Raw genomic sequence first — 18297 nt, forward strand, 5'->3', positions numbered from 1 at the left:
GGTCAACGCATTATGCTTACCGCAAATAGCCCCCTGCTGGCAAGACTGGCAGAAAACCACACGCAAATGATCATGGCGCACAATCAACTGGCCGAAGCCCATAAAATGTTAATTAGTCAGTTGGTCGCACATACTGAACATGACCCGAGTGACCCAAATGAACCGACAAGGGCGAACAAACCAAAACCCTTCACACCGGACGTTAAGCCTCAACCTGTCGTGCCATCAGCTATGGTTGAGCCTCAAGAAGTGATTGAGCCTAAAATTACTATCGAAGTGCCCGCTAGCGCTGAAGACAAACCAACACCGGTTGTCGCCGAGAAAAAGGTTAAAACCCTTCGGGCAGAAACCAAACCTGCTAAAGCCGTTAAACCGATTGTTGAAACCCCTAAAGTAGCGCCTGAACCTGAACCTAAGCCCGAACCGGTTGATATTGAATCGCTTGATTTGCGTCACGTCGTCGCCCTATCCGTCTTGTTTGGTGACAAAGCGCTTAAACCTGACAGTACGCAAGTCGCTAAAGCCACCGCAACGCTTGCATCTGAGAAAGCAAATAGTGTTACCGGACAAATTGATGCACTTTATTGCGCCTTAAATGGATTACCTAAGGTGACATTTCTTCCCAAAGTTAAAATTTTTACGATATGCCTAAAAACGTTGGCTAATTGGGATAATCTCTTTGGCATTACCGATCGTCGCGAATTTGCCTTGTCATTAGTGCGTGAATTGCCTACACCGGCGGAAGTGAAATTGGTAGAAGCTGAAGACCCACGAACTAAGTCTTCAAAACTGATCACTGAATTGGCAAAAAAAGGCTATCGGAATGAAGTCGTTAAAATACTCGATGAATTCAACGCTAAAAGGCTAGGTGATATTCCTGATGACAATCTGGTTCAGTTTATCAAGAAAGCCCAACGCGTTTTAGCCGATGATAACGCAGAGGGTAGTGATGGCTGAACATGCAAAACTTTCCCCCTCCTCAGCGCATAGATGGATGAGATGTAGCGCCAGTCTCGCAGTAGAAGCCACCTTACCCGATAAAACATCGCCGTTTGCGGAAGAAGGCAGCGCGGCGCATGCGTTAGCGGAAAGTATCCTAACAATGCGTCAAAACCCGTTTAGCGAAGGGTGTAGACGAACCTACGGTTTTGATGCAAAGGATTATATCGGCACATATCCCTTGTTGAAAGCTAATTCGCCACAAGTGGATGAAGAGATGATTGAACACGTCCAGACCTATGTTGATACCGTCTGGCAACTAGCGGACGGGAAAATCCTACAGGTTGAAGAACGGGTGGATTTTTCAGCGGTCATTGGCGTAGAGAATTCTTTTGGTACCGCCGATGCGATTATTATCAGCGAGGATGAGCTACAAATCCATGACCTAAAATACGGTAAAGGCGTTAAAGTGGATGCCCCGAACAACGAGCAGCTCATGCTTTATGCGCTGGGCGCTTTATATCAGTTTGACCTTGTTTATGATTTCAAAACGGTTCGGCTTTTCATCCATCAACCCAGGCTTAACCATCTGTCTGAATGGGCGCTATCGGTTGAGGATTTAAAAGAATTTGGCGAACAGGCTAAATCAGGCGCGAAAAAAGCCATGGAGATGGTAACCCTCGCCGAGCGCAACGGGCTTGATGCGCTACCGGATAGTGCGTTTTCACCGGGTATCAAGCAATGCCAGTTCTGCAAAGCAAAAGGCGGATTGTGTTTTGCTCAGGCGCAATTTATCCATAATGAAGTCAGAGGCGATTTTGTCGATTTAACTCGGCCTTTGAACCCCCAACTAAGTGATGCTATCAAACGCATTACGCTGCTAACCCCTGCACAAATGGCAAAACTCTACCAGCATGTTGATTTGATAGAGAGCTTTTGTAAAGCCCTGCGAAATCGGGTCGCCGAAACATTACACAACGGGCAATCAGTACCGGGCTTTAAACTGGTGACTGGCAAACAGGGTAATCGCACCTGGGGTGATGAGCGTGAAGCCGAAGCGCTGTTAAAAGGCGCCAAACTTAAACAGGAACAAATCTACCACAAGAAAATTATCAGTCCACCACAGGCTGAAAAATTGCTTAAAAAAGACAAACCGAGTCGCTGGGCAAAACTGGAAGCACTTATTGAACGAGCAGACGGTAAACCCGTCATCGCACCGGAATCTGACCCAAGACCTGCCATTATTACTAACCCCTTAAACGACTTTGACGATGTGACCGAAGCATCACTTGTTGATAAATCCATCTAATTAAAAGGTAACGTGATGAAAATCAAATTAAACAACGTACGTCTGGCTTTTCCTGATTTGTTTGAACCCTCTCAATTTAGTGGTCAGAGTGAATTTAAATACCGCGCCACTTTCCTTATCGCTAAAAGTCGTACTGACCTGATTGAGGAAATTAAAACCGGTATCAAACGTGTGATTGGGGAAAAATGGGGCGCCAAGGATATCGAAAAAATCTATAATAACATCTGCAATAATCCTAACCATTTTTGCTTACGCGATGGCGACAATAAAGAATACGACGGCTACGCCGGAAACCTGTATATCAGCGCCAGTAATAAATCCCGCCCATTAGTCATTGACCGCAATACCTCACCGTTAACCGCACAGGATGGTCGCCCCTACTCAGGCTGCTACGTTAACGCCACCATTGAGTTTTATGCCTATGACAATAATGGTAAAGGCGTTTCAGCGTCATTAAGAGGCGTTCAGTTTTTCCGGGATGGTGATGCATTTAGCGGTGGAAGTGTGGCCTCCGTTGACGAATTTGACGACCTGAGCATGGCTGAGGAAGAAGAGTTATTGGCAAGTTAACACCAGGGAAACTACCGCCGCCTGAGGTGGTGAAATAATCAGGCATCGCGCTATATTCCTTGAGGAGAGTTAAACATGAAATTAGATAATATGAGTGAAACCATTGCACTTACTAATCCCAGTAACAACCACCATTATCTGCTTAACCTGGAACAACCCGTTTACGCTGATGAGGAAACCAGAACATTAATCAATATGATCCAACTACTGGCAGAAGAAAACCAGTACCTGAGAAAAGAGAATAAACGATTGGCAAAAAGCCATCGGTAAAATGGTGGGCTATGCAGGACTCGAACCTACGACCGATGGATTAAGAGTCCACAGCTCTACCCGCTGAGCTAATAACCCATGATAGTAATTTATAACAATCCTTTTAATAAAAATGGCGGGAAGTAATTATCAAAACCTTCAGCGATACCATAATCTCTCAGTTGTTTTCGTGAGTGAATATCAATCTTGTTACATATCTGTCGTATTATTTGCTCTACAACACAACAATAGGTACCTAATCGCAATGCGATTTCTTGATTAGTGAATAGTTTCATCGCGAAAAAGAGTACATTCAGTTCTTCAGTCGTAAATAAATTATTTGGTGGGTGATTGGTTAAAAAAGAAGGCGCATTAGATGGTTTAAATAAATACCTTGATACCAATAAAGGGTCAATTAGTCTTCCATGACAAATAGTACCCACAATTTCATTCTGATTGTAATAGGGAAATTTTTTAACAAAACCGGATTGAAGTATTTTCTTTTTTCTTTCATGGAAAGAAAAAATACTAAATATTGACTTACCAGGCTCCCAAATGATTTTTTGAGGAAAATAATTACGAATTTTATCACATTCAATCCATAATAAAGGACATTCAGAGTTTAATTTACCTTCAATATCGAAGTTGAACGGTAAACCAGAAAGAATAAAAGCTGAACTATTAGCATAGATAAAACGTGATTGAATATCTTTTATATGCCAATAATCTTTTTGTCTTTGAATAAATGAGATGAGGTGCTTTGTCAGTACGTCACACGTTTTCATATATATATATATATCACCATTACAATTTAATTTTTACAATTAAGCGTGGTTTTTTAATAAATCATCTCGTTCACTAATACCCCTAGTATGAAATCTTAACACATATGTAAAATGAGGCAATCTTTCATCAATTTAAGTATTGAGGAATTTTTACATGCAAAATTTACTATTTTGCGATTTAGAAACCTACAGCGATATTCCGATTAATTGTGGCACACATCGCTATGCTGAAAATGCAGAAATATTACTTTTTGCGTATGCGTACAATCATGAACCCGTAAAGGTTTGGGATGTGACTGAAGATAAAACGATGCCAAAGGATTTAAAAGCCTACCTCGATGACCCTGAAATTTTAACCGTTTGGCATAATGGGGGGATGTTTGATACGGTGATTTTAAGCAAAGTGTTAAATATCGACTTACCCTTATCCCGCGTTCACGATACGCTGGTGCAAGCACTGGCACATGGCTTACCTGGCGCACTGGGTTCGCTTTGCGATATCTTCAACGTCAATAGCGATAAAGCCAAAGATAAAGAAGGTAAAGCGCTCATACAGCTATTTTGCAAACCGCGCCCTAAAAACAGCAAAATACAACGCGCCACGGTGTTAACACATTTCGAAGAATGGCAACGTTTTAAGCAATACGCAGGTTCTGATATTTTAGCCATGCGTGAGATTTATCAGCATTTACCGCGTTGGAATATGAGTGTGGACGAAACCCAATTATGGCAGTTAGACCAAAAGATTAATCGCCGTGGAATGGGTATGGACGTTGAGTTGGCCAAAAGCGCCTTAACCGCCGTTGAAAACGAGCAAAAGCGGTTATCAGCCGTCACCCGGCAATTAACGGATAACACCGTACAGTCCGCAACCCAACGTGATGCACTATTACAGCATATTGCCTCGGCATTTGGCATCACGTTACCGGATATGCAAGCCAGCACGCTACAGCGACGCGTTAATGACCCTGATATTCCACGGGCTTTACGTGAACTGCTGTCAGTCCGTCTGCAATCGTGCACAACCAGCACCAGTAAATATAAAGCGCTGTTGAAATCGGTGAGTGTAGATGGACGACTTCGAGGAACCAAACAGTTTTGTGGCGCTTCACGTACTGGACGATGGGCGGGGCGGATTTTTCAACCGGATAATCTCCCCAGACCCACGCTTGACCAAAAAACCATTGATGAGGGGGTTGAAGCGTTAAAAGCGGGTTGCGCCGAGCTGATTTGCGATGACATTATGCAACTGACCAGTTCTGCGCTTAGAGGATGTATTATTGCCCCGCAGGGTAAGAAGCTGGTTATTTCCGATTTATCCAATATTGAAGGTCGCATGTTGGCATGGCTGGCGGGCGAAAACTGGAAAGTCAAAGCTTTTAGCGAGTTCGATAACGGCAAAGGCGATGACCTCTATAAACTCGCCTATGCGCGCGCGTTTAATCTATTACCTAAAAACGTCACTAAAGCTCAACGACAAATCGGTAAGGTGATGGAGCTTGGATTAGGCTATGGCGGTGGGGTTGCGGCATTTTTGACATTTGCCCTCGCCTATGGCCTTGACTTAGCGGAACTGGCGGAAGCGGCATTACCTAACATCCCGCCTGACGTTAAACGAGAGGCGATACGCTGGTATCAAAAATCTGTTGAAACAGATAAAACTTATGGCCTGAGCGAAAAAGTCTTTGTTACCTGCGATGCCCTTAAGCGCATGTGGCGCAATGCCCATCCACAAACCGTATCATTCTGGTACGATATTGAAGACGCCGTAAAAAAGGCCATTCAATCACCTGAGATACCGTTTAAGTGCCGTAAACTTAACGTCCGGCGAAATAAAGGTTGGCTTAGGATTTGTCTACCATCAGGACGGAGTCTTTGTTACCCTTCTGCGCGAATAGAGAATGGACAGATTACCTACATGGGGACTAACCCCTACAGCCGTAAATGGGAAAGGCTAAAAACCTACGGGGGGAAAATTACAGAAAATATCTGTCAGGCCGCTGCACGCGATGTATTAGCCTATAACATGCCGCCTATTGAAAAGGCGGGTTATGAGATTGTCCTAACCGTCCACGATGAGATTATCAGCGAAGCGCCCGATACCCCCACAATTTTCCGCTGAGGGGTTAAGCGCACTGTTAAGTGCCAAGCCTGACTGGGCTTTTGATTTACCGCTTAGTGCAGCGGGGTTTGAGACTTATCGCTATCGCAAGGAATAAATAATACACAGGATAAAATAAACATCATGGCCTTTAGAAAAAACGACAGCCCCCTTTATTTTAAGGCTGCACAGGACGCGGTACACCTTGAGCAGTCAGGGCAATACCATGAAGCAGCGCGCGCATGGGCACAGGCAAACCGATTGGCGCGCAATCGCAATAACCGTATCTGGAGTGAGAACCGCGCCGATTTTTGCATTATGCAAATAAAACGGGAAGACATAAAAAGGAAGTATCCATGCGGTTAATTAGGGAAGAGAGTATCGAAAAACATTTGGTGCGTGAAGTGCAAAAAATCGGTGGCATTGCCTATAAATTTGTTTCGCCTGGGCGACGAGGCGTACCTGACCGATTAGTCGCCCTGCCCAATGGCAACATTATTTTTGTGGAATGTAAAGCCCCAGGCGAAAAACCTACCCCCTACCAATTACGCGAACACGCACGGCTTTTTGCCCTAGGCCATCAGGTCATCGTACTGGACAGTCAGGATTTAAGCAGCATCTTACCTGTTGTGGATTGATACCTTAAAAACAATTTATTTCTTGTAGAATCCACATATTTTTATTATTTTTTAGTTAATTATTTTTGCATAAGGAGAGCAGTTACACATGCAGCTTAATTTCAGTTCGTTAGATTCTTTTGATCATGTCATATCTCCTTTTGAAGAAATGGCAGCTTATGAAGCTTTGTGGTCTGAAAATGGAGCTACATTCAGGTCTATTGCAGACAGATTTAGAAAATATCCTGATACCATTCCATCAAGAATGGTTACTGAGAATGTAAGAAAAGAATTTAAGGAGATCTTAAAAGATATTTTTGACCGATTTCAGGTTAAGCATTTTGGAATTAGAATACATGGAGCTAATGAATATCCCGAGAAATTAAGGGATGCTAAACATCCGATAGAAGTTTTTTATTATCAGGGATGGTGGGATCTAATAAATACTCGCAGCGTTGCAGTTGTTGGCTCTCGTAGGGTATCTGAAGAAGGTAAGAAAAGAACAAGAAAGCTTGTTAAATGCCTTATAGAAGATAATTTTACCATAGTTTCCGGTCTTGCTGAAGGTGTTGATACTGAGGCTCATAGAACAGCATTGGATGCTGGAGGGAATACTATAGCAGTTATTGGCACGCCGTTATCACATTTTTATCCAAAACAGAATATTGAGTTACAACAACGGATTAGAGAAAATTATTTATTGATCAGTCAGGTACCGTTCAAACGTTATCTAGATCAAGATTATCGTACTAATAGATTATTTTTTCCTGAGCGCAATGCTACTATGTCTGCTTTATCGGAAGCGACAATTATTGTAGAAGCATCCGATACGTCAGGAACTTTGACTCAAGCCAGAGCAGCTTTGGATCAGGGTAGAAAATTATTTATACTGGATAGCTGTTTCAAAAATAGTACAATATCTTGGCCTGAAAAATATGAAGCTCGTGGTGCAATTAGAGTTAAGAACTACCAAGATATTAAGGATAATCTGTGACATTTCTATTACAAAAGATAGATGAGCTTACTCTTGGTCATCATTTTCATTTAACTGAAGATGATATCTGTCTTTATTTTGGAGAGTATACAGCGGAAAAAGGATTTGCTTTCAGTAATACTAACAATTTGATTCTTAATTTAAAAAAGGATGTTTTAAAAAAAGATAAACCTGAATATAAATACAAGAAAAGAGCGATTAAACAAATAGCTTCTTTTTTATCTGAATATCGTGATTATTTGCTTAAATGTACAGTTGTACCTGTCCCACCATCTAGATGTAAATTAGATCCCAAATATGATGATAGATTAATTAACATCCTTGATGAATGTAAAAAAATAAATTCCACTGTTGACTTTAGAGAGCTAATAACACAAAGAGAAACCTTAACAGCATCACATAATTCTTCAAATAGACCATCTTGTGAAGAATTAGCAAATAATTATGAATTCCATGGCTCTTTAGCCAATGATATTAGATCTACTATAATTATTTTTGATGATATTTTAACCGCTGGTAGTCACTATAAGGCGATGAAAACCGTTATTAAGCAACATATTCCAGATGTTCAAATAATAGGGCTTTTTATCGCAAGAACGGTTAGAAATATTATTGATGATTTTGATGTTATAGATTTTTAATCAAATTTTATATTCAACGCCGATTTTCCCCTGAAGTTTTTTTTGTATCGATACCATGTTAGCGGAGATCAAACAGCTTTTTGAACATTTCCACCATCAACAAATCGGAATAATCACCGCACGCACCGATCACTGGTACGAAGGTGAATTGACCCATTTCTTAGAACGCCACTAATTAATCTTAACGCCCCTTTTTATAGGGGCAATTTTTCATCAATTTAACTATTGAGGAATTTTTATATGCAAGATTTAACCGATGAGCAAATTATTGAGAAATTGAAAAATATCGCCCCTGATTGCCCTAAATGGTTACTCGAGACTGAGCGCTTTAATAAAAATAAAAAACTCACAAAAACAGAACAAATGGAATTTGCAGAATATATGGTGAAAACAAAGCGAAGTATCTTTGCTTCCCGTTACCTTCTTTCTTGTTATGAACGCTTTGGTTTTAGTTCAAATGGTAACTACTTGTTCACATATCACAATGTTTCGATCGAATTAGACAGAGAGGTTATTGAAAACCTACTTGCCCATCAAATTGAAAATCCAATCATGCAAGAAAAGCCAGGTGAAGGATTTTTACCCGTCTGGTTTTTTTACAATGCTAACGATGCAAAAGAACAACAACAAGCAGATGAAAAATGGATACAAAACTTTATCGATGAAGTGATTATCGACGGTCTTAAGCTCTTTGTAACTCAACCTACATCATACACAACTCACTAGAGGACAATCACGATGAAAACTGAATTAATTACTATCGATTCAAATCAATTACCCGTTATTGAGTGGCAAAATGTTCGTGTTGTGACGACTGAAACTCTCGCTTCTGGTTATGGCACTGAAGCCTCAAATATCAGAATGAATTTATCTAATAATAAATCTCGTTTTATTGAAGGTATTCACTATTTCAATGTTACGGGGGAAGCGCTAGCACATTTGCGAGTAAATAATATTTACGCACAAATTTCGAACAAAGCACGGGCTATTACCTTATATACAGAAAAAGGCGCAGCTCGCATGTCAAAAATTGTTGATACCGATGAAGCCTGGTCTTTCTTTGAAAAAATGGAATCTGCTTACTTTAATCAAAAATTACTACCGAATGACCCAACAACTTTAGGCTTACCTAATTTCCTTGACCCTACTGAATCAGCAATCGCATGGGCTGCTCAGCATAAAAAAGTTCAATTATTAGGTGTACAGGTTCAACAACTTGAAACCGAAAACGATTGTCTTAAAAATCTCTTCAAAGAAGGTATGACCCCTACCCAATTTAGCAAAATGCTTAACGGGGTAAACAGTCAGCAGATAAATCATTTTCTGGCAGGACTTAAATGGCTCTATAACGAAAGTAAGTCCGGTAACAATTTACGCTGGCGTGTTGCCGCTACCGCTCGGGATAAATATTTAACCGAAAAGCAAAACGAAATAAGCCCTCATGGTGCGAATAGTTTCATTAGCTATCGCCCTGTTTTGCTGAGAAAGGGGGCACAGCGACTTTATGACCAGTATCTGGCTGACAAACTCCCCATGAAAAAGAACTGGAACGGATTACATACCCATGACAAAACTATCCAGATTGTCGCCTGAACAAAAGACAATCGCTAAAACCTTTGCCCCTCGACCTTACCAAAACCTCATTATCAATCACCTACTCGATATCAAACGCTCAAATGTATGGGCGGGAATGGGGATGGGCAAAACAGCAGCCACACTGACAGCTTTAGAAAATCTCTATCTTGCAGGCAGTGAAACCAAACCCACATTGGTATTAGCCCCTTTACGGGTAGCCCAATCCACCTGGCCGGATGAAGTGCTTAAATGGAACCATCTCCATAATATCGAAGTGCAACCCATCATTGGCCCCACCAAATCACGAATGGCAGCACTCAAAAATACCCATGCCAGCGTATTTACTATCAATTATGACAATCTCGTCTGGCTGGTTGACATCCTCGGAGAAAATTGGCCTTTTGGTACGATTATTGCCGATGAGAGCACTCGGTTAAAATCATTCCGGCTACGCAAAGGGGGTAAACGCACCGCAGCCCTTGCCAAAATCGCCCATAAATCGGTTCATCGATGGGTAAACCTAACAGGCACACCTTCACCCAATGGCCTGATGGACTTATGGGGGCAAGCGTGGTTTGTTGACCAGGGCGAACGGCTAGGCAGAACGCATAATGCGTTTACGTCTCGCTGGTTTAATCGTATCCAATTTCCTGGGCAACAATGGAGCAAATTTGAGCCTTTAGGATTTGCTAATCTACAAATTCAGGCAGCTCTCAGGGATGTCACCTTATCCCTTAACGCCGCTGACTGGTTTGATATCGATGAACCGATACACAACGTTATCAACATTACGTTACCTGTAAAAGCACGAGCGCACTATCAGGCGATGGAAAAAGAACTGTTTCTTGAGTTGGGCGATAGCGCTATCGAAGCGTTAAATGCTGCTGCCAAAACAATAAAATGTTTGCAAATTGCAGCAGGCGCTATTTATAGCGATGACAATCACAACTGGACAGAAATACACGATGCCAAAATCCAGGCGCTGGAAAGTATTGTCAATGAAGCCGGAGGAATGCCTGTACTGGTTGCTTACCACTGGAAACATGATCTTGAAAGACTGTTAAAAGCATTTCCAAAAGGCAAAATGTTAGACGCTAACCCACAAACCCTTACGGACTGGAATAATGGCAAAATCCCGATGCTCTTTGCCCATCCTGCAAGCTGTGGACACGGCTTAAATTTACAGGACGGCGGTAATATTCTGGTTTTTTTCTCCCACTGGTGGGACTTGGAGCAGTACCAGCAAATTATCGAACGTATCGGCCCCACCCGTCAAGCGCAAGCTGGACATAATCGTCCTGTCTTTGTCCACCATATAGTCGCTAAAGATACCCTCGATGAAGTGGTGATGGCGCGCCGTAATTCAAAACGGGCAATACAGGATTTATTACTGGAAGCGATGAGAAGGAAATAAAAAAATGCCAACTCAAACAAGTTGGCGACGACTTAAACCAGGAGAAAATGAGTTTAATCACGAAAAAACGTGAAAGGAATAAAAATTACCATCTGCAATAAGCATAGAAGAGAAATAAAGAATCAACCTTAAATTTACAAAAATTTATATATTAATATCAAATAGTTATCATTAGCATTACCATTCTCATTAACAATGGAGAATTCACCATGTGGATTTTAATCTTAGCCATGTACGCCAGCCCTTATGCCTCAAGTGACTTTGCAAGTGTTCATACTCAGGAATTCGACACTGAAAATATGTGCCAATTCGCCGCTAAACAATTTCAGCGTGAATTGGAAACTTTCAAAGATATAGATGCCAAAGCGATTTGCGTTAAGAAATAAGCTAATTTTACAAAGGTTCAACCATGAAACTTAACATCATCAAATTATTAATCACTACGTTACTTTTTATCAGCGCAGCGTTCGCCTTCGAACTCATTGTTGGTCAGATTGTCAACGATCACCGAAAACTGATCCACTTTTTATCTAAATCCGATCAATCAAAATTGATCCACTATTTTACTCAGTTATTGCTCCTGAGCGCCGCTTATCTTTCAATCGGTAGCTTTCACCGCTTAATTGCAGTACATGCGAATGATGAAGTAAACGATCAAGCATAGCGGCAGTTAATGTTGCGTCATCAGCAAAAGCACTTGGCCATTGCCCAAATGATAGGTTACTCGTCAATATGACACTGCCATGCTCATAACGCTTGGCAATCACATTGAAAAACAGGTTTGCTTCTTCTCGCCCAAACGGCAGGTATCCAATCTCATCGATAATCAACAACTTCGGGGCCATCACCGAACGTGATAGATATTGTTTGAGCTTATTTTGTCGTTTGGCAGTTGAGAGTTGCAACATCAGTTCAGCTGCCGTGGTAAAGCGGGTTTTCTTCTTGGCCTGTACTGCTTTTAATCCTAACCCAATAGCTAAATGCGTTTTGCCTACACCGCTTGGGCCAAGCAACACGACATTTTCATTACGTTCAATAAACGTTAATGCGCTTAATTCCTGTATGTGTTGTTTGGGGATCCCCGTTGCAAACTTAAAATCGAACGTATTAAGTTCTTTATGTGCTGGGAATCCTGCCATCCGACTCAAAAGATTACGAGTTCGTTCATCTCGTTGTTGTTGCTCACATTTTAACAGGGACAGTAAAAACTCTCCGTAGCTTTTGTCTTGGGCAATGCATTTTTCGGCAAGTGATGACCAATGAGTCGGAATAGAATTTAATTTCAATGACTCACACAGGTGTTCAATTTGTTCATGCAATAACATGTTCACCTCCCAGTAATGCTTCGTATACGCTGATTGAGTGTTGCAAACTGACAGATTCAAGGGGCGGTACGATAGGGATATTAAGCGTATTAGTCTGTGGGATAGATTGGCAAACCCTTGCTGGTAAGGGTAGAAGAGACTTAACTTCCTTAGCTAATCTATCTGCTGGCTTCTCTAACGTTGTTCCATGAATTCGCTGATGGGCAACGCGTTGTAACCATGGACCCACTTTTGCATTAGCTATTTCAATATCCAGTTCAAGATTATGAGCACGAAGGTCGGTGTTTAATGGCACGATAAAGCTGTTTTTTAAATAGTGGTTAAAGCGCTCTACTTTCCCTTTCGTTTTTGCCCTGTAGGGCTTGCAAGCCTTCAATTTAAACCCGTAATCTTTCGACATTTGAAGCATTTCGACATGTAATTTATGATCACCTTCTGCATAAGCATCCCGTTCGATGATGAGGGATTTTGCGTTATCACACAATACTTCCTGTGGTACACCACCAAAGTAGTCGAAAGCTTCTCTTAAACCTTGCTGCCACGATTCTGCTCGTTCATTATCAAAGAACTTTACATAACTCGCACGCGAATAGCCTAGCGTTGCAACAAACGCTTTCAGCGATTTTTTACCTCGCCGGATGCTGGTGAAGTCGATTTGCATTTGTTGACCTGGCTGTGTTTCAAAACGGACGACTACTTCGGGAACAATGCTTGGTTTAATTGACAAACAAATCGGCGTAATTGAGCAATACCACCTTGATAGCCGTTTTCAACTACCTCATCAAATAAGACTGTTGCAGGGATCCAATCAGGTTTAGCCAGTTCAATTCGCTGAAGCAAATAAGGTTTAAAGGGGGATAATTTAGTCGGTTGTTGACTTCTTTTAGCATAAGTTGGCATTGTCTGTTGTTGTAAATGATGTTTTACGGTGTTACGGGATATACCCAACTCACTGGCAATTTTTCGAAGGCTTTGTCCTTGTGCAAAGCGAACATGAATATCCACAAATATCTCCTTGGTTAACATAAATTATCCGTACAAAAATGTGCGAATAATACCAAGTGGATCAGTTTTAGATGATCGTTAGTGGATCAGTTTTGCATGATCGGTGACAAGATTGCCCATGCCGATGTCGTCATTGACCCGCAAATCAGGTTTAAACGTGGCGAATTAGGCAATATTCATTTAGGCGGACAAGAGCTACTAGTTATTGGCACTATCATAGTGCCAGCTCTTATGGTTTATTTGGGGGTATTTCTCGATACCTTGAAGAAGTAGCATAAAGAGAATAAGCATTATCCCACCTGAATTTTCCTACTCTAATTAGCAATATCGAAAGGTAAGCATTTAGCTATTAAAAAAGACCAGCGCAAGGCTGGCCAACACCAGGGAAAATCACGTTGTGAATAGCAAACACACAACAAAGAAAATCGTAACAAAAAAATCAATCACTGTATATAAAAACAGGTGTAAAGATGTAATAAAGGAGAAAATCCTATGAATGAATCCCCTTTTGTCAAAACCAGTGAACTGGCAAAAAGGTACAAAGTGACAATTCACACCATCAGACAGTGGGCGGGTAATGGAAAACAACGGCGTGACGGTTTTCCACGCCCTCGGTTTAGGTCTGATGAGCTTAATTTTGCCCGGCAGGATATTCTGGATTGGGAAATGGGTAAACGATTTGATTAACTTTAGTCCACCAGCGCTCATAAGCCTCTCGCTGCTCTTCTAGGTAGGTATGTTTGTCGTATACCTGCCAAACCCCCGGTAATTTATGCCCTAACATGATCTCAGCAACATGGGGCTGGGTTAACTCCGCAACCCCCGTGCGCATGGTTTTACGTAAATCATGAATTGACCAGTGAGTATAATTCTCAAATTTGTGAGCCATTTTTTTGTTCAAGCCGTTGACAAAACTAAGGTGCCCACCCATACATAAAGCTTTACCCTCTGATACTGTGAACAAATAATAACTGCCATAACTCAATTTTTTAGCTGTTTTTATCAATTCCTCTGCCGCTGGAATAATAGGCCGGATAATAGGCTTTTTGCTTTTCCGCCCTGTTTTATGATTCTCAGGTGGCACTGTCCATATTCCTTTAGTGAAATCGAAATCGGTGATTTTTGCTTTTAGCAATTCCCCTATCCGGCAGCCAAACAACAACGCCAGTTTGATTATCAAGGCGTTTCTAGGGTTATAGTTTGGCGCATCAATTAACGCAAATAATACTCTGAGTTCGTTGTTACTCAACACTCGCTCACCTTGGTGCTTTATCACCCCTAAGTCTTGGGCAGTCACATCGATAAGCGGATTTAAAGAAATAATCCCCCTGCGAATCCCCCACCGATGCGCGGTTTTGGCATAAAGTAAAATTCGTGCCCCTATTGCTGGTTTTGCTTTTACCACCTCTTCAATTAGCGATAACCAGACATGCAAGTGGGTTTCGTCATGGGGTAAATTGCCGATCTTAGGGAAAACATAAATTTCAAATGACCGTCGTATCGCTATAGCGTTTACCTGTACATTTTTAAGAGTTTTTTCCCACCAATCCCTAATAACAGATTCAACCGTGTGCGCGTCAACCGACTGTTGCTTACGTGTACGTTTAACCACTTTAGGGTTTCTATGCTGTTCCAATTCACGACGGTAAAAAAGCGCGCTATCACGCGCATCTTTTAAACTGATCGCCGGATAGGTTCCAATATCTATCCGATCGCCTTTCCCTTGCCAGCGATAACGATATTGAAAAATCACTTTACCTTTCGGTGTCACGCGAACTGATAACCCCTCTCTGTCTGATTTAGTCACCATTTTAGCTTGTGGCTTACCATTTACCGCTCTTAACCATGAATCACTTACCGCCATCTTTTTTCTCCTTGCGTCTTTTTTCTATAATATTTCATGTACACCAATATGTACATAAACTTAATGACTCAAGGGTTATAATAGGCAGCTAAAAACAGCTATTCTATGCTGAGATAAGAAATAAAAATGATATAAAACAGTTTATTATCTATAAAATATCTCCTATCGATGACGGTTAACGGCTATTACTGATAGATTATTATCATTTATCCTTCAAACAAATCACGTATTACATGTGCTTCGGCTAAACCAATCTCGCTAATTGGATCTAAAGAAGTAGGATCCGCGTTAATCTGCCTAACTACCTCTTGTTTTTCAGCTAAGGAATCCCCTCTAGCCACTAACGCAGCTACTGCAGGTTTAATATTCACGATACAATTAAAAAAGAATATTGCTAATGCTGTTTTATAGCGAAGCATATAGATTTCCATATTATATCCCGAGGTTGTTATAATTATAGAAAATAATTTGGTTAAAACAATTAGATATAGCAAGTTGTTGTAACGATTTAGATAGGAAACTTAATTATTTTCATTTAGAATTGTTGAACTAAATGTTATTAAGGGAGGTAAGGATAAGATGTCAACGAGTACAAATTTCAAAGGGCAACCTGTTGCTATCAATGGTACTTTCTTGCAACTGGTTGATAAAGCTAAAGAATTTACTCTAGTCGCTAACGATCTGGCAGAAAAATCTTTGTCAGATTATCAAGGCAAACGAAAAATTCTTAATATATTTCCCAGTATTGATACCGGTGTCTGCGCTACCTCTGTTCGCAAATTCAACCAGTTAGCCAGCCAATTAGAAAACAGCGTTGTATTGTGTATCTCTGCCGATCTTCCTTTTGCACAGAGCCGGTTTTGTGGCGCTGAAGCGCTAGATAATGTAGTTACATTATCAATCTTTCGTGCGCCAAGCTTCAGTAAAGACTATGGTGTAGAAATATCTTCTGGGCCATTAAAAGGATTAACCGCTCGTGCGGTGGTTATTATCGATGAAAATGATAAAGTTATTTATAGTGAATTAGTTGATGAAATTACCCATGAACCCAACTATGATGCTGCTCTCAAAGCATTAAAATAGCGATAATAATACTAATGGAAATATGTTTTAATTAAGCTATTTGTGTAGCTTTAACTTGATAGCGATAAAACTTATCGCTATCTCGGTTTTGGTAACACTATATCACTCACCCTCATTCTCTTTTTTATGACTTAATCCATACTCCCGCAACTTATTGGCAATTGCTGTATGCGATACATTAAGCCGCTTTGCTAATTTACGCGTACTAGGATAATCTTGATAAAGTCGCGCTAATATTGAAGCTTCAAAATGTTTTATCAATTCATCTAACGTGCCATTTAATTGATCGGCGGAAAATAGAGAAATATCTTTTAGATCGGGCAAATTAATATCTTGCGGTGTTAATTCTCGTCCCGCCGACTGAATTAAAGCCTGATAGAGAACATTACGTAGCTGCCGTACGTTACCAGGCCAATGATAATTGGCAAGATAAGGCGCTAATTTAGGTGAAAATTTGGGTTTTTTAATACGTTGTTCCTGTGAAAATTGCCTGACAAATTCTTCCGTAAGCGGCATTATATCTGCTTGTCTTTCGCGCAGTGGAGGTAAGTTTACCGTTAATACGTGCAGGCGATAATAAAGATCTTGCCTGAATTGTCCCTTTTCAACTAATTCCAACAAATTTTTTTGTGTTGCGCAGATCACTCTGACATCAACTTTAACCTCTTGATCTTCACCTACCCGACGAAAGGTACCATCGTTTAAGAAACGTAACAATTTGATCTGCATTTGTGGTGACATTTCGCCAATTTCATCTAATAAAACAGTACCCCCATTGGCTTGCTCAAAAAAACCCTTTTTGGCCTCAATGGCATTGGGATAAGCCCCTGCTGCGTAACCAAATAGTTCACTTTCGACTACATCCACTGGCATCGATGCACAATTCAATCCTAAGAAAGGTTTATCGCCTCTCATGCTCTGCAAGTGACACGCTTTAGCTAAAATATCTTTACCCGTACCTGTTTCACCAACCAATAGTAATGGTTCATCAAGTAGGGCTATTTTTTTTAAATGTTCAACTAACAGAATCATTTTAGGACTGACCGCGATGATGTGAGCAAAACTATCTGTTTTTTCCTTTTCATTTGCTTGAGATTGCTGCTCTGCAGGCAATGCCTTTAGTAGAATAATAGCGCCTGCATTTTCAGTCGAACCTGTGGCTTTATGGTTGTTAATAGGCGTAACCTGAAGCAGATATTTATTACCCTTGATCATCACTCGTTCAGAATAAGATTGTAAATTATTTTGTTCTAGTAATTTTGCCAAATGCTGATGATTGATTAGCTGATTAAATTTTTTTTCTTTTAACTGGTTATTATGAATAGCAAACAACTTTAACATCGCAGAATTGGCTAATTCGATATTCGCTTTGGCATTAACCGAAAAAATAGGATCAGGAAAAGTATTTAATAAAGTCAATAATAGCTCTTTTTCATGCTCAGAAGGCACAAAAGAGACTGTCTTGACATCTTTTACACCGTGAATACGCCGAATTTCAGTCATTAACTGTTGAAACGTCATGGTGTCGACTTGAGCAAATTTGAGATAAATATTACGATTTGGTGAAATCTCCACTCCTTCAAGGTCAATGTTTTGCAAAACAAGTAAATCAAGTAAATCAAGTAATTCACGTGTTAGCCCCATTCGATCTTGGCAAATCACTTCTAATCGCATCGCTGAGAACCTTATATCGATATTATTCACTATTTAAATAGTTAAGTACGCATTTTTATTTAATAAGCTACCATGGAAAATATGTTATCGCATCCGCACTAATACAAGAAATCATAAACAGATAAGCACTAATTATTGCTCACACCATTTAG

The 18297-nt window shown here is 40.7% G+C and carries 20 protein-coding genes, 1 tRNA gene and 2 pseudogenes; 16 read left to right on the forward strand and 7 right to left on the reverse strand.

Translation table 11 applies throughout. The features are described 5' to 3' along the window. Positions 1–12: 12 nt before the first annotated feature. From ArsFIN_RS09760 to ArsFIN_RS09775, 4 genes are all read left to right on the forward strand, one after another. Positions 13–957, forward strand: a complete 945-nt coding sequence (locus tag ArsFIN_RS09760) for a hypothetical protein (protein ID WP_135677573.1) — start codon at positions 13–15, stop codon at positions 955–957. Further along, on the forward strand, positions 929–2248 hold the full coding sequence (locus tag ArsFIN_RS09765) for a DUF2800 domain-containing protein (protein ID WP_135677681.1): 1320 nt from the start codon (positions 929–931) through the stop codon (positions 2246–2248). Before ArsFIN_RS09760 ends, ArsFIN_RS09765 begins: the two co-directional genes overlap by 29 nt. Before the next feature lie 15 nt (positions 2249–2263). Then, positions 2264–2818, forward strand: coding sequence for a DUF2815 family protein (locus ArsFIN_RS09770; RefSeq protein WP_135677572.1), 555 nt, complete (start codon positions 2264–2266; stop codon positions 2816–2818). Positions 2819–2893: 75 nt separating this feature from the next. Beyond that, positions 2894–3088: a hypothetical protein gene (locus ArsFIN_RS09775; RefSeq protein WP_026824018.1), complete on the forward strand. Its 195-nt coding sequence runs from the start codon at positions 2894–2896 to the stop codon at positions 3086–3088. A gap of 2 nt (positions 3089–3090) precedes the next feature. On the opposite strand, the gene ArsFIN_RS09780 is transcribed toward ArsFIN_RS09775, so the two are convergent. Together ArsFIN_RS09780 and ArsFIN_RS09785 are read right to left on the reverse strand one after the other, a co-directional pair. Next, positions 3091–3166, reverse strand: a tRNA-Lys gene (locus ArsFIN_RS09780). Between the two features lie 11 nt (positions 3167–3177). Beyond that, entirely contained in the window at positions 3178–3852 is a 675-nt protein-coding gene (locus ArsFIN_RS09785) for a helix-turn-helix transcriptional regulator (RefSeq protein WP_135677682.1), read from the reverse strand. Positions 3853–4006: 154 nt separating this feature from the next. On the opposite strand from ArsFIN_RS09785, the pseudogene ArsFIN_RS09790 reads away from it, so the two are divergent. From ArsFIN_RS09790 to ArsFIN_RS26305, 9 genes and pseudogenes are all read left to right on the forward strand, one after another. Continuing rightward, positions 4007–6071 (forward strand): annotated as a pseudogene (locus ArsFIN_RS09790) (DNA polymerase). Positions 6072–6097: 26 nt separating this feature from the next. After that, positions 6098–6319 (forward strand): ANR family transcriptional regulator, encoded by a 222-nt coding sequence (locus ArsFIN_RS09795; protein WP_135677571.1) that lies wholly within the window; start codon positions 6098–6100, stop codon positions 6317–6319. Next, positions 6310–6591 (forward strand): PDDEXK family nuclease, encoded by a 282-nt coding sequence (locus ArsFIN_RS09800; protein WP_135677570.1) that lies wholly within the window; start codon positions 6310–6312, stop codon positions 6589–6591. The genes ArsFIN_RS09795 and ArsFIN_RS09800 overlap by 10 nt, the downstream gene beginning before the upstream one ends. 88 nt (positions 6592–6679) lie before the next feature. Further along, complete coding sequence (locus ArsFIN_RS09805) at positions 6680–7564, forward strand: DNA-processing protein DprA (RefSeq protein WP_026824038.1); 885 nt, start codon at positions 6680–6682, stop codon at positions 7562–7564. Next, entirely contained in the window at positions 7561–8205 is a 645-nt protein-coding gene (locus ArsFIN_RS09810) for a hypothetical protein (RefSeq protein WP_034250355.1), read from the forward strand. Before ArsFIN_RS09805 ends, ArsFIN_RS09810 begins: the two co-directional genes overlap by 4 nt. Before the next feature lie 240 nt (positions 8206–8445). Beyond that, positions 8446–8931: a hypothetical protein gene (locus ArsFIN_RS09815; protein ID WP_135677569.1), complete on the forward strand. Its 486-nt coding sequence runs from the start codon at positions 8446–8448 to the stop codon at positions 8929–8931. 12 nt (positions 8932–8943) lie between these two features. Further along, a complete protein-coding gene (locus ArsFIN_RS09820) occupies positions 8944–9798 on the forward strand; it encodes an ORF6N domain-containing protein (protein ID WP_135677568.1) in 855 nt (284 codons plus the stop codon). Then, positions 9770–11194, forward strand: coding sequence for a DEAD/DEAH box helicase (locus ArsFIN_RS09825; protein WP_246067174.1), 1425 nt, complete (start codon positions 9770–9772; stop codon positions 11192–11194). The genes ArsFIN_RS09820 and ArsFIN_RS09825 overlap by 29 nt, the downstream gene beginning before the upstream one ends. Positions 11195–11403: 209 nt before the next feature. Continuing rightward, complete coding sequence (locus ArsFIN_RS26305) at positions 11404–11580, forward strand: hypothetical protein (RefSeq protein WP_167876666.1); 177 nt, start codon at positions 11404–11406, stop codon at positions 11578–11580. 177 nt (positions 11581–11757) lie between these two features. On the opposite strand, the gene istB is transcribed toward ArsFIN_RS26305, so the two are convergent. Then, positions 11758–12519 carry an IS21-like element helper ATPase IstB gene (gene istB, locus ArsFIN_RS09830; protein ID WP_135677409.1) on the reverse strand — a complete coding sequence of 254 codons (762 nt, stop codon included), beginning with the start codon at positions 12517–12519 and terminating at the stop codon, positions 11758–11760. Then, positions 12506–13545 (reverse strand): annotated as a pseudogene (gene istA / locus ArsFIN_RS09835) (IS21 family transposase). Before istA ends, istB begins: the two are co-directional and overlap by 14 nt. Before the next feature lie 75 nt (positions 13546–13620). On the opposite strand from istA, the gene ArsFIN_RS26310 reads away from it, so the two are divergent. Then, on the forward strand, positions 13621–13797 hold the full coding sequence (locus ArsFIN_RS26310) for a hypothetical protein (RefSeq protein ID WP_167876680.1): 177 nt from the start codon (positions 13621–13623) through the stop codon (positions 13795–13797). Between the two features lie 219 nt (positions 13798–14016). Continuing rightward, positions 14017–14211, forward strand: coding sequence for a hypothetical protein (locus ArsFIN_RS09840; protein ID WP_135677683.1), 195 nt, complete (start codon positions 14017–14019; stop codon positions 14209–14211). Here the strand turns inward: ArsFIN_RS09840 and ArsFIN_RS09845 are convergent. Beyond that, entirely contained in the window at positions 14156–15388 is a 1233-nt protein-coding gene (locus ArsFIN_RS09845; protein ID WP_135677684.1) for a tyrosine-type recombinase/integrase, read from the reverse strand. The two genes, ArsFIN_RS09840 and ArsFIN_RS09845, sit on opposite strands and share 56 nt — an antisense overlap. Before the next feature lie 206 nt (positions 15389–15594). Continuing rightward, complete coding sequence (locus ArsFIN_RS09850; RefSeq protein WP_135677685.1) at positions 15595–15819, reverse strand: hypothetical protein; 225 nt, start codon at positions 15817–15819, stop codon at positions 15595–15597. 148 nt (positions 15820–15967) lie between these two features. On the opposite strand from ArsFIN_RS09850, the gene tpx reads away from it, so the two are divergent. Further along, positions 15968–16471, forward strand: coding sequence for a thiol peroxidase (gene tpx / locus ArsFIN_RS09855; RefSeq protein ID WP_026823303.1), 504 nt, complete (start codon positions 15968–15970; stop codon positions 16469–16471). 102 nt (positions 16472–16573) lie between these two features. Here tpx and tyrR read toward each other — a convergent pair whose 3' ends face one another. Further along, the gene (gene tyrR / locus ArsFIN_RS09860) at positions 16574–18145 is read right to left on the reverse strand and encodes a transcriptional regulator TyrR (protein ID WP_026823302.1); all 1572 of its coding nucleotides are present in this window, start codon (positions 18143–18145) and stop codon (positions 16574–16576) included. Positions 18146–18297: the final 152 nt, after the last annotated feature.

This window comes from Arsenophonus nasoniae, from assembly GCF_004768525.1.
GTDB lineage: Bacteria > Pseudomonadota > Gammaproteobacteria > Enterobacterales > Enterobacteriaceae > Arsenophonus > Arsenophonus nasoniae.